This is a genomic window from Pseudomonas sp. G1002, assembly GCF_013385455.1.
Classification (GTDB): domain Bacteria; phylum Pseudomonadota; class Gammaproteobacteria; order Pseudomonadales; family Pseudomonadaceae; genus Aquipseudomonas.
In genome coordinates, this window is the sequence record NZ_JACAPY010000062.1 from 252 (window position 1) to 12,097 (window position 11,846).

Consider the following 11,846-nt stretch of genomic DNA (forward strand, 5'->3'; position numbering starts at 1 on the left):
CGACAGGCGGGGCAGAGCCCTAGTGAGATGGTCAGCCCGGCACGGTCCCCTTGGGACATCTCACCCGACAAGCGATCTCACTGCCACCCGCTGGTGCATGCTCTTGATTGCATGCAGCTTTTTGTAGCGAGGAAGCTCGCTCCCGTTGACCCGCATGGCAGGCCAAACAGCCTAATCAATAGCAAGCTAGCTAATTGGCGCATTAATTGCCTTGAAATATGGCAATTAGACATCACTCCCGGAGTCCGCCATGAGCAGCCTGTCGAGCAGCACGATGCAGTTATCTTCCGCCGAGAAAAGCTGGCTGCCCTGGTGGGGCAAGACCGGCAAGTTCGCCATGGGCTGGTCCTGCCACCTCAACCGCGCGGTGTACCCGGTGATGGAGCAAACCTTCGAGGCCATTGCCGAAACCCGGGTCAAACTCCTGCAAACCTGGACCCGCGAACAGTGGGAACACCTCAACGAACTGGCCACGACACTGGCCCGCGATTCCGTGCTCACCGACAACAGCCTGCTGCTGGAAAAACTGCACCAGGCCGGGGATTTCTCCGAGCTGTTTATCGTCGACCCAAAGGGCGAATTACTGGCGAGTACCTGGAGCCAGGCCAGTCACCGCGCGCTCAATCAACAAGCCCTGGCCGCCGGGCTCAAGGCGCCATTCCTCCACGGTCCCTACAGCGACCCGCTGACCTTGCAGATTGGCCCTTCGTCTTCGCGCTTCCATGACGAAGTGACCCTGATGTTCTACCAACCATTGACCCGCGAGGGCAGGGTGGTCGGCTGCCTCTGCGGTCGGGTGCCCAACGACATACTCGGGGATTTGATCCAGCGCGAGGCCGGGCATATCTTCCCCGAGTCCGGCGATAACTACCTGTTCATGGTGCAATCGCGCTTCGACCCGGCGCTGCAGCCGGGCATTGCGCTGTCCCGCTCACGCTTCGAGGACGGCACCTTCACCCACGGTGAAAATCTCAAGAGCGGCGTGCACACACCCTGGAAAACCGTACAGATCCAGCGCCACACCGAGCTGGAATTGCGGTTTATCGACCCCGCCACCCAACAACTGCACCCCGGCGTGCGGGAAACCATCCGCAAGGGCTCGAACCTGTTTGTCACCTATCCCGGCTATTCCGACTACCGTCACATCCCGGTGGTGGGCAAGGGCGTGACCTTCGAACTGCCGGGCTCGCCGGATCGCTGGGGCATGATGTGCGAGGCCGACCTGGAAGAGGTCTACCGCCGGCGCTCCCTGAGCCACGGCTTGATGAAGCCCTATCTGGCGACCATGGCCGGCCTGTTTGCCTGCAACTTCCTGGTCCGTCACTACAGTGGTTTGCCCGCCGCCTGGACCGATGCGTGCGAGGTGCTGAGCATGGTCGTCGCGGCCTTGCTGTTCAGCCGCCTGGGCCCCAGGCGCCTGGCCGCACGCCTGAATGAAATGACCGAGGTCATCCGCACCGTTGCCGAAGGCGAGGGCAACCTGCGCCAACGCCTGGACAGCGGGCGCATGGTCAACGACGAAACCGGCGACATGAGCCGCTGGATCAACAGCTTCATCGACCGCCTGGATTCGGTGGTCGGCCAGGTGGTCAAGGCCAGCCACAGCGTTGGCAACACCAACCAATTGATGCTCGGCCGCAGCGAGGCGGCCGGGTTGATGTCCCATGAAGTGGCCGACGCGACCCACCGCATGATGATCATCGTTGAAGAGCAACTGGGAGAAATCCAGCAAGCCTCGGTGAGCGCCGAGCAAATGAAGCAGGCCATGGACGAGGTGGTCAGCCGCGCCCGCGAGCAATTCCTCGCGGTACAGGTCGGCACCCAGTCGATTCGCGATGTGGTGCAGCGCTCCTCGGAAAGCGTGCAACTGCTGGACAGCCGCATGGCACAGATCAGCAACATCACCGGGTTGATCAGCGACATCACCAACCAGACCAACCTGCTGGCCCTGAATGCGGCCATCGAAGCGGCGCGGGCAGGCGAGCATGGCCGCGGTTTTGCGGTGGTGGCCGACGAAGTCCGCACCCTGGCGTCACGCACTTCCAAGGCAGCGGAAGACATTCGCCAGATGGTCGAGGGCCTGCAAGGCGAAACCCGCAAGGCCGTAGGCTTCATGGAAAACGGCGTGACCAACGTCGACAGCAGCCTGCGCCTGGCCGAGGACGCCTCCTCGGAGAACGTGCACCTGCACCAGGCGGTGGAGAGCATGTTCAGCATCATCCAGCAGCTCAACGCCCGCAGCCTCGACTATGGCAAGACCATCAAGCAGGTCAGCCACTCTTCGGAGCAAATGCGCCTGACCGTAGGGGTGTTGCAGACCAGCGCGGAAACCGTGCGGGTGAATGCCAACAAGTTGCAGAAGCTGGTGGGGTTGTTCGAAGTCAGTGAGGCTGCGGCCTGACCAGGCTGCGCTTATCCAGCAGCAGGCGCTCCAACTCCTTCATCGGCAAAGGCCGGCTGAACAGATACCCCTGGATCTGATCGCAGCCGGCTTCCCGCAGAAACTCCAGCTGCGCCTGGGTTTCCACGCCTTCGGCCACCACTCGCAGCTTCAGGCTGTGGGCCAGTTCGATGATGGTGCGGGTGATGGCAGCGTCTTGCGGGTTGCTGGTGACTTCGCGGATAAACGCGATATCGATTTTCAGCGTATCGATCGGAAACCGCCGCAGGTAGGCCAGGCTGGAATAGCCGGTGCCGAAGTCGTCGATGGAGATCTTCACCCCCATCGCCCGCAGGCGCTGCAAGCTGGCGATGGTGTGCTGGGTGTTCTCCATCAGCGAGCCTTCGGTCAATTCAACTTCCAGCCAATGCGCTTCTACGCCGGCCTGGGCGAGGGACTGGGCGATATCGGCAATCAGGTCACCCTCGATCAATTGATGCCCCGAAACGTTGACCGATACCTCCACCGCGCCCACCGTGCCGGATTGCCAGGCAGCGATCTGGCGGCACACGTTGTCGATCACCCAACGCCCGAGCGTGACGATCAAGCCCTGGCTTTCCAGGATCGGTATGAAGGCCGCTGGAGACACCGCACCGTAACCGGGCCGGTCCCAGCGCAGCAGGGCCTCGAGGGCGCACACCTGACCGTTGGCCAGTTCGACCTTGGGTTGGTAATGCAGCACGAATTCTTCGCGCTCGACCGCCAGGCGCAGGGCTTTTTCCAGGTCCAGGCGCGCCAGATCATGCACATTCAACCGCGAGGACTCATTTTGGTGGTGTTGAAGTTGCTGCTCCAACAACTGGCTATGGTTTTTCAACCGATCGCCGTGGGCCTTGAGCCGCAGCAGGTTGCGTACCCGTAGCCACAACTCGACCCGCTCCACCGGCTTGCTGATGAACTCCTCGGCACCGGTTTCCAGGCCGCTGAGCCGCGCGCTGGACTCACTCAATGCCGAAAGCATGATGATCGGAATGTTCGCCGTGGCCTGGTTGCCCTTGAGCTGGTTGGCCACTTCATAGCCGTCCATGCCCGGCATCATGATGTCCAGCAGGATTAAGTCCGGCGGCCGCTGCGCCACCAACTGCAAGGCTTCTTCACCACTGGCGGCGCTCACGGTCTGGTAACCCTCGTGGCGCAGCAGGGTTTCCAGCAGCTTGCGCACCTGGATTTCATCATCAACGATCAACAGCGTTGCGGGTTGGCTGGCCATGGAGAGGACTCAAGTCGAGGGAGTAATGTTCTTTTGCAGCAGCGTGTCGACCACCTGGTACAGCTCTTTGTAGCGCAGGGGCTTGATGATGTAGGCATCGCAGCCGGCCCGCAGGGTCTTGTCACGGTCTTCCTTCATGGCCATGGCCGTCAGGGCGATCACCGGGATGTGCGCGGTATGAGGGTCCTGCTTGAGCAGTGACGTGGCTGCCAGGCCGTCCATGCCCGGCAACTGGATGTCCATCAGGATCAATGCCGGTTGTTTTTCCCGGGCCAGGGTCAGCCCGGTCTCGGCATCGGCGGCCCACAACACGCTGTGGCCGGCGTTCACCAGCAACAGGCGGGCGAGGCGCATATTGGCCTCGTTGTCTTCGACGATCAGGATTTCGGCCATGGGGCCTCCGCATCCGCGGCACGGTGCAGCGGCAGCCACACCACAAATCGCGCGCCGGCACCTTCGCGGCTGGCCACGGCGACACTGCCGCCGTGCAGGTCGGTGAGTTGCTTGACCATCGCCAGGCCCAGGCCCGTGCCTTCGAATTTGCGCGCCAGGCTGCTGTCGATCTGGCTGAAAGCCTTGAACAGCTTGCTCATGTCGTGCCGGGCGATACCGATGCCGGTGTCGCTGACGCTGAATTCCAGGAACTGTTGCTGCTCGCTGGGTTGCAGGGCAAAGCCGTGGGTGGGCCAGTCGCCGGGAATCTGCCCCACTTGCCCACGATTCACCTCGCGCACCGAGAGCGTCACCGAGCCGCCGTGCTCGCTGAACTTCACCGCATTGGCCAGCAGGTTGTAGATGATCTGCTTGGTCTTGCGCAGGTCCAGTTCCAGCGCGCCGAAGTCGTCCGGGCTTTCGAGTTTCAACTGGATGCGCTGCAATGCGGCCTTTTCCCGCACGATCAGCAGGCTGTTGGCCAACAGGCCGGCCAACTCCACGGCTTCCAGTTCCAGGTCCATCATGCCGGCCTCGACCTTGGACAGGTCGAGGATGTCGTTGATCAGCGACAGCAAGTGCTGGCCGCTGGTGAAGATATCGCCGATGTACTCGCGCTGGATATCGCTCATGTCGCCCACCAGGCCGTCCTTGAGCGCCTCGGAAAAACCGATCACCGCATTCAGCGGCGTGCGCAGCTCGTGGGACATGGTGGCAAGGAACTCGGACTTCATGTGGCTGGCGTGTTCCAGCTCCAGGTTCTTCTCTTCCAGGGCGCGCTCAAAGCCTTTGCGTTGCGCCTCTTCCTGCTTGCGCGCGGTGTTGTCGGTGCCGATCAGCAGGTAGCCGATGATCGCGTCGTTGCGGTTGCGCAGGGCGGTCACCGACACCATGGCCGACAGGCGACTGTTGTCCTTGCGGATATAGGTCAGTTCGTAAATGTCTTCGATGCCCCGGGAGGCCTTGAACACCAGGGCCTCAAAGCCCGGCGTGATCGGTGTGTCCAGTTCCAGGCTGAGGGCGGCGGCGCGGGTGATCAGCTCGGCGGGGTCGGAAATGTCGGCCGGTGTGACGCGGTTCAGCACATCGGCGGCGGCGTAGCCAAGCATGCGTTCGGCACCGACGTTGAAAATCTGGATTACGCCTTTTTCGTCGGTGGCGATGCTGGAGAAGTAGGCGCTGTTGAAGATCGCATCTTGCAAGGCGCCGGCCTTGAGCAGGGTTTTCTGGCGTTTGAATTCGACGATTTTTTCAGCCCGGGATTGCGGCTCCGCCGGGCTGTCGACTGAAGAGTTGTCCATGGTGCAGTGTTCCGTGAACTTCAGGCCCGACGCTGCCAAAGGCGGCGCCGCAGAGCATGCTCACAGAAGATCGCGCACGCGCGATGAGGAGGAGATGAGGTCTTTGGACGATAGCAGATAAACCGCAACCGACAGGGATCGTAGTGGCCAAACGCGGTGTTATTTTTAGAAAAACACTCAATCGGATAGGTGAAGGTGGAAAAACGGCGGTTTTATCTGCAATTAGTCTCTCCAGGTCGCTGGATGAACATTTATTCATCAGGTGAAACGTTTAATCAAACGATAAACGGCTGACGCAAGCGCTTGCGTAAGCAAATGTATCTGATTAGAGTCGGCAGCAATCAGGTCTGCCGATGACTGCCATCGGCAAACGCCCGAACACAACAATAATAAAACCAGGAGCTCAGTCATGAGCCTTGAACCCTTGCTTGAAATGCAGGGCATCAGCAAGACCTTCAACGGCCTGCGGGTGCTCAAGAACGTCAGCCTGAAGGTCTACCCCGGTGAAATCCACGCCTTGATGGGTGAGAACGGCGCCGGCAAATCGACCTTGATGAAGATCCTCTCCGGTGCCTACCAGGCCGATGATGGCGGCACCATCCGCATCGATGGCCAGCCCGTCGCCAGCTACAACCCAGCCTCCGCCAAAGCCCTCGGCATTGCCGTGATCTACCAGGAACTGAGCCTGTGTCCGAACCTCACGGTGGCCGAGAACATCTACCTGGGCCGTGAACTGCGCCGTGGCTGGACCATCGACCGCAAGGGCATGGAAGCCGGGGTGGCGGAAGTGCTGGCAAGGCTCGGCGCGGAGTTCCTGCCCACCACCCGCGTCGCCAGCCTGTCCATCGCCGAGCGCCAACTGGTAGAAATCGCCCGGGCGCTGCATGCCCACGCGAAAATCCTGGTGATGGACGAGCCCACCACGCCGCTGTCTTCCCGGGAAACCGACCGCCTGTTTGCGCTGATCAAACAGCTGCGCAGCCAGGGCCTGGCGATCATCTACATCAGCCATCGCATGGCGGAAATCTACGAGCTGTCGGACCGGGTCTCGGTGCTGCGGGACGGCGAGTACGTCGGCGAGCTGGCGCGGGACGTGCTGTCGGCCGAAGTGCTGGTGAAGATGATGGTGGGCCGCGACCTGTCAGGTTTCTACAAGAAGGAACATGCGGCCTACGACCCCGGCCAGGTGGTGATGCGCGTGCGCGACATGGCCGACGGCAAGCGCGTGCGCAACTGCAGCTTTGACCTGCACGCCGGTGAAGTGCTGGGCATCGCCGGCCTGGTGGGCGCCGGGCGTACCGAACTGGCACGGCTGATCTTTGCCGCCGACCCACGCACCTCCGGCACCCTGGAGGTGGTCGGCAAAACCGTGACCCAACTGCGCAACCCGGCGGATGCGATTCGTGCCGGTGTCGTCTACCTCACCGAGGACCGCAAGGCCCAGGGCCTGTTTCTCGACATGAGCGTGGCCGACAACATCAACGTCTGTGCGTGTGTGCCGGATGCCCATGCCGGTGGCGTGCTCGACCGTGGCCACGCCGCACAACGCTCACGCGATGCGATCAAGTCCCTGTCGATCCGCGTGGCCTCGGGCAAGGTCAATGTCGGCAGCTTGTCCGGCGGCAATCAGCAGAAGGTGCTGCTGGCCCGACTGCTGGAGGTCAAGCCCCACGTACTGATCCTCGACGAACCCACCCGTGGCGTGGACATCGGCTCCAAATCCGAGATCTACCGCATCATCAACCAGTTGGCCAAGGCCGGCGTGGGCATCGTGGTGATCTCCAGCGAACTGCCGGAAATCATCGGCACCTGCGACCGCGTGCTGATCATGCGCGAAGGGCAACTGGTGGCCGAAGTGGGCGGGGCATCGGGGCTGGATATTTCCCAGGAGGCGATCATCGACCTCGCCACCGGCAGCGAACAGGTGGCCGCCCATGGCTAATTCAACGACAAGCGGGAGCAACACAATGACTGTGGCAACGATCGGCAAGGCTGAGCGTATTCGCGAACTGATGCGCACGGTGGGCATGTTGCCGGTGCTGGTGCTGTTGCTGGTGGGTTTTGCCCTGGCCAGCGAGAACTTCATGACGGTGCAGAACCTGTCGATCATCACCCAGCAGGCGTCGGTCAACGTGGTGCTGGCGGCGGGGATGACCTTTGTGATCCTCACGGCGGGCATCGACTTGTCGGTGGGAGCGATTCTTGCGGCTTCGGCTGTGGTTGCGTTGCAAGCGTCGATGTCACCGCAGTTCGGCATGTTCGGGATTGCCGCCGGGGTTGGCTTCGGCCTGTTGCTGGGCCTGGTCAACGGCGGCCTGATCGCCTTCATGCGCCTGCCGCCGTTTATCGTCACCCTGGGTGCGCTGACCGCCATGCGCGGGTTGGCGAGGTTGCTGGCCGACGACAAGACCGTATTCAACCCTGATTTGCCGTTTGCCTTTATTGGCAACGATTCGGTGCTGGGCGTGCCCTGGCTGGTGATCATTGCCGTGGCCGTGATTGCGCTGTCGTGGTTCATCCTGCGGCGCACGGTGATGGGGGTGCAAATCTACTCCGTGGGCGGCAACCCGGAAGCGGCGCGGCTGTCGGGGATCAAGGTGTGGAAGGTCCTGCTGTTCGTCTATGCCATGTCCGGTGCGTTGGCCGGGTTGGGCGCGGTGATGAGCGCGTCACGCCTGTTCGCCGCCAATGGCCTGCAGCTGGGGCAATCCTATGAGCTGGATGCGATTGCCGCAGTGATCCTCGGCGGCACCAGCTTTACCGGCGGCGTCGGCACCATCGGCGGCACGCTGATTGGTGCGCTGATCATCGCGGTATTGACCAACGGCCTGGTGCTGCTGGGCGTCTCGGATATCTGGCAGTACATCATCAAGGGCATCGTGATCATTGGCGCGGTAGCGCTGGACCGCTATCGCCAGTCCGGTGCGCGGACCTGATTTCACTCAAACAACAATCACAAGAGAGTCATCATGAACTTCAAACGCATGTTTCCTGTTGTCGCCTCCCTGGGCGTTGCCGTGTTGATGTCCCAGGCGGTGCAAGCCCGTGAACTGAAAGCCATCGGCATCAGCATGGGGTCCCTGGGCAACCCGTATTTCGTGACCTTGGCCGACGGTGCCACGGCGCGGGCCAAGGAGCTGAACCCGGCGGTGAAAGTCACCTCGGTGTCGGCCGACTATGACCTGAGCAAGCAGTTCTCGCAGATCGACAACTTCATCTCGTCCAAGGTCGACCTGATCCTGCTCAACGCCGTCGACCCGTCGGCCATGGCCTCGGCGATCAAGAAAGCCCGCGACGCCGGGATCGTGGTGGTGGCCGTGGACGTCGACGCCAAGGGCGTGAATGCCACGGTGCAGACCGACAACGTCGAGGCCGGCAAGCTCGCCTGCCAGTTCATCGTCGACAAACTGTCGGGCAAGGGCAATGTGATCATTCAGAACGGCCCGCAGGTCACCGCCGTGACCGATCGGGTCAAAGGCTGCAAAGCCGCGCTGGCCAGCGCCCCGGAGATCAAGGTGCTGTCGGACGACCAGGACGGCAAGGGCTCCCGCGAAGGCGGCTTGAACGTGATGCAGGGCTACCTGACACGCTTCCAGAAAATCGACGGCCTGTTCGCAATCAACGACCCGCAAGCCATCGGCAGCGACCTGGCGGCCAAGCAACTGAAACGCAGCGGCATCATCATCACCTCCGTGGACGGCGCGCCGGACATCGAGAATGCCTTGAAGACCGACACCCTGATCCAGGCCTCCGCCAGCCAGGACCCATGGGCCATGGCCCAGACCGCCGTCAATGTCGGCAATGACATTCTCAATGACAAACAACCCGCCGAAGCGGTTACCCTGCTGGCGCCAAAATTGATCACCCGCGATAACGTCGGTTCCTACAGCGGTTGGTCCAGCAAACATTAAAAGAAACCAGGAGTGAGCACCGTGGCAACCATGGAGGATGTGGCAAGAATTGCAGGGGTGTCGACGTCGACGGTTTCCCACGTCTTGAACGGCACCCGCAAGGTCAGCCCGGACACGGTGCAAGCGGTGCAGGACGCGATCCGGCAGGTGGGCTACATCCCCAACACGCTGGCGCGTTCCCTGGCGCGGTCCACCACCAATACGATTGGCGTGGCGATCTCGGCGCTGTCCAACCACTACTTCAGCGAAACGGTGCACGCGATTGAAACCGAGTGCGCCAAGCACGGCTACATGATGTTGTTTGTCGATACCCACGACGATCCCGAACAGGAATTGCGCGTAGTCACGACGCTGCACCATCGGCGGGTGGACGGCATTCTGCTGGCGCCGTCTACCGGTTCGCTGGCCCTGGAATACCTGCAGGCCAATCAAGTGCCGGCGGTGTTGGTGGACCGGATGATGTGTGATCGTTTCGATCAGGTCGGGGTGGAAAACACCCAGTCGACCCAGGCCCTGGTGGCGCACTTGATCGGCCATGGCCACCGGCGCATCGGCTTTATTTCCGGGCGGGCGGGGCTCGGCACTTCCGATGAGCGCGTGGCCGGCTATCAAGCCGCGTTGCAGGCGGCAGGGTTGGTGTTTGACCCGCAATTGCTGGTCAACGGTGGTTCCAGCAGCGAGCCGGCACGGCAAGCGACCGCGCAGTTATTGACCCTGGCAACACCGCCCACAGCAATCATGGCGGGCAACAACCTGATGACCCTGGGTGCGATGCACGCCTTGCGTGATGCGAATATCGACGTGCCCGGGCAGATGGCCCTGGTGGGCTTCGATGATTTTGACTGGGCGGATTTCTTCGTGCCACGCCTGACCCTGATCGCACAGCCGGTCCAGGAACTCGGCGCCCGGGCGGTCAACCTGCTGCTTGAGCGCATGGCGTCGCCCAAGCGTAAAACACACAGCGTGCGGCTCGCGCCCACCCTGAAGATTCGTAACTCATGCGGCTGCCCCTGATATGAACAACGCGGTTTCCCTTGGCATTGATCTCGGCACTTCGGAACTCAAGGCGATCCTGATGGACGAGCAAGGCAACGTCCTCGCCCATGCGGGCGCGCGGCTGACGGTCTCGCGCCCGCACGCAGGCTGGTCCGAGCAGGTTCCTGAGGACTGGTGGCAAGCATGCCTGAAGGCCCTGGACCAACTGCGCACTGATCAGCCGGATGCCTACGGCCGTGTCGGCTGCATCGGGTTGTCCGGGCAGATGCACGGGGCGGTATTGCTGGGGCAAGACGACCGGGTGTTGTACCCGGCGATTCTCTGGGATGACTCCCGTGCCATGGCCCAGGCAGAAGCCTTGGGCAGTGAGTTTGCCGACGTCACCGGCAGCTTGCCGATGGCCGGTCTCACGGCGCCCAAGCTGCTGTGGTTGCAGGAGCATGAACCGGCGGTATTCAGCGCCATTGATTGCGTGCTGTCGCCCAAGGACTACCTGCGCCTGCGCTTGAGTGGTGAGCGCGTGAGTGATGTGTCCGATGGTGCGGGGACGTTGTGGCTGGATGTGGCCAACCGTGAATGGTTTGAACCGATGCTGCAGGCCACGGGTTTGCGATTGGCGCAGATGCCACGGCTGGTAGAAGGTGGCGCGGCCAGTGCTTGTTTGAATGCGGCTGCGGCGGGGCGACTGGGCTTGGCTGAGGGCCTGGTGATTGCCGGCGGTGGCGGGGACAACCCGGTGGCGGCGGTGGGCATAGGGGCGGTGAATGCGGGTGATGCGTTTATCACGTTGGGGACGAGTGCGGCCATCGTGGCGATTACTGATCACTCGGCGGGGAATCCGGCGAGTGCGGTGCATAGTTTTTGTCATGCGTTGCCTAATCGCTGGTACACCATGGGCGCCATGCTGGCCGGGGCCAGTTGCTTGCGGTGGGTGACGCGGTTGACGGGGTCGGTTGATGAGCAGGCGTTGCTGGATCGGGTGCAGGCCGAGTTGCCGATCGGGCAGGGCGTGCCGGTTTCCAATCCGTTGTTTTTGCCGTATTTGGCGGGGGAGCGCACGCCCCATAACGACCCGTTGTTGCGGGGTGGTTTCATGAGCCTGGGGCATGACTGCACGCCGGCCATGCTGGGGTATGCGGTGATGGAAGGGGTTGGGTTCGGGTTGCTGGATGCATTGAATGCAGTGCAGTCGGCCGGGGCCACGGTGGGGGCTTGTGCGTTGGTGGGGGGCGGGGCGCGCAGTGAGTATTGGGCGCAGTTGTTGGCCAATATTCTTGGGCGGGAGATCTACACGTTGCATGGCAGTGAGTTGGGGGCGTGTATTGGTGCAGCGAAGTTGGGGTTCCTGTCGAGTGGGCAGGGCGCGGCGCTGTTGCAGGCGGGGATGCCGGTGAAGCAACGGTTTTTCCCGGACGGCGCTCAACAGGCTGTTTTGCAGGCACGTTATTTGAAGTTTCGGGGGTTGTTGGGGGCGGCTAAGGCTTTGCACGATTAGGGAAGTTTTGGGTGTATATCCGTTATTTGGGTAACGGCTGCTATTGGTTCCGCTCTTACAG

At 62.0% G+C, this 11,846-nt stretch carries 9 protein-coding genes; 6 read left to right on the top strand and 3 right to left on the bottom strand.

What is annotated here, in order from left to right:
* Nucleotides 1-1,765 precede the first annotated feature (1,765 nt).
* Nucleotides 1,766-2,401, top strand: a complete 636-nt coding sequence (locus HX801_RS32370; protein ID WP_371132487.1) for a methyl-accepting chemotaxis protein — start codon at nt 1,766-1,768, stop codon at nt 2,399-2,401.
* Here the strand turns inward: HX801_RS32370 and HX801_RS31130 are convergent.
* From HX801_RS31130 to HX801_RS31140, 3 genes are read right to left on the bottom strand one after another with little or no spacing between them, the layout of a single operon-like run.
* Nucleotides 2,382-3,650, bottom strand: coding sequence for an EAL domain-containing response regulator (locus tag HX801_RS31130; RefSeq protein WP_177023383.1), 1,269 nt, complete (start codon nt 3,648-3,650; stop codon nt 2,382-2,384). The genes HX801_RS32370 and HX801_RS31130 overlap by 20 nt on opposite strands.
* Before the next feature lie 9 nt (nt 3,651-3,659).
* Nucleotides 3,660-4,043 (bottom strand): response regulator, encoded by a 384-nt coding sequence (locus HX801_RS31135; RefSeq protein WP_177023384.1) that lies wholly within the window; start codon nt 4,041-4,043, stop codon nt 3,660-3,662.
* Nucleotides 4,028-5,383, bottom strand: coding sequence for a HAMP domain-containing sensor histidine kinase (locus tag HX801_RS31140; protein ID WP_177023385.1), 1,356 nt, complete (start codon nt 5,381-5,383; stop codon nt 4,028-4,030). The genes HX801_RS31135 and HX801_RS31140 overlap by 16 nt, the downstream gene beginning before the upstream one ends.
* A 409-nt stretch (nt 5,384-5,792) precedes the next feature.
* Between HX801_RS31140 and HX801_RS31145 the strand changes: the two genes are divergently transcribed.
* The 5 genes from HX801_RS31145 to xylB are packed head-to-tail and all read left to right on the top strand — an operon-like array spanning nt 5,793 to nt 11,785.
* Entirely contained in the window at nt 5,793-7,325 is a 1,533-nt protein-coding gene (locus HX801_RS31145) for a sugar ABC transporter ATP-binding protein (RefSeq protein WP_008430405.1), read from the top strand.
* Nucleotides 7,326-7,350: 25 nt separating this feature from the next.
* On the top strand, nt 7,351-8,319 hold the full coding sequence (locus HX801_RS31150; RefSeq protein WP_003209708.1) for a hypothetical protein: 969 nt from the start codon (nt 7,351-7,353) through the stop codon (nt 8,317-8,319).
* A 33-nt stretch (nt 8,320-8,352) separates the two neighbouring features.
* Nucleotides 8,353-9,294: an ABC transporter substrate-binding protein gene (locus tag HX801_RS31155; protein ID WP_177023386.1), complete on the top strand. Its 942-nt coding sequence runs from the start codon at nt 8,353-8,355 to the stop codon at nt 9,292-9,294.
* Nucleotides 9,295-9,315: 21 nt separating this feature from the next.
* Nucleotides 9,316-10,308, top strand: a complete 993-nt coding sequence (locus tag HX801_RS31160) for a LacI family DNA-binding transcriptional regulator (RefSeq protein WP_032898556.1) — start codon at nt 9,316-9,318, stop codon at nt 10,306-10,308.
* A 1-nt stretch (nt 10,309) separates the two neighbouring features.
* Nucleotides 10,310-11,785 carry a xylulokinase gene (gene xylB, locus HX801_RS31165; RefSeq protein WP_177023387.1) on the top strand — a complete coding sequence of 492 codons (1,476 nt, stop codon included), beginning with the start codon at nt 10,310-10,312 and terminating at the stop codon, nt 11,783-11,785.
* Nucleotides 11,786-11,846 lie beyond the last annotated feature (61 nt).

What these genes read in the sequence shown, in the direction of transcription:
- HX801_RS32370 (WP_371132487.1), top strand. Translation starts at nt 1,766, where the DNA reads ATGGACGAGGTGGTCAGCCGCGCCCGCGAGCAATTCCTCGCGGTACAG.
- HX801_RS31130 (WP_177023383.1), bottom strand. Translation starts at nt 3,650, where the DNA reads ATGGCCAGCCAACCCGCAACGCTGTTGATCGTTGATGATGAAATCCAG.
- HX801_RS31135 (WP_177023384.1), bottom strand. Translation starts at nt 4,043, where the DNA reads ATGGCCGAAATCCTGATCGTCGAAGACAACGAGGCCAATATGCGCCTC.
- HX801_RS31140 (WP_177023385.1), bottom strand. Translation starts at nt 5,383, where the DNA reads ATGGACAACTCTTCAGTCGACAGCCCGGCGGAGCCGCAATCCCGGGCT.
- HX801_RS31145 (WP_008430405.1), top strand. Translation starts at nt 5,793, where the DNA reads ATGAGCCTTGAACCCTTGCTTGAAATGCAGGGCATCAGCAAGACCTTC.
- HX801_RS31150 (WP_003209708.1), top strand. Translation starts at nt 7,351, where the DNA reads ATGACTGTGGCAACGATCGGCAAGGCTGAGCGTATTCGCGAACTGATG.
- HX801_RS31155 (WP_177023386.1), top strand. Translation starts at nt 8,353, where the DNA reads ATGAACTTCAAACGCATGTTTCCTGTTGTCGCCTCCCTGGGCGTTGCC.
- xylB (WP_177023387.1), top strand. Translation starts at nt 10,310, where the DNA reads ATGAACAACGCGGTTTCCCTTGGCATTGATCTCGGCACTTCGGAACTC.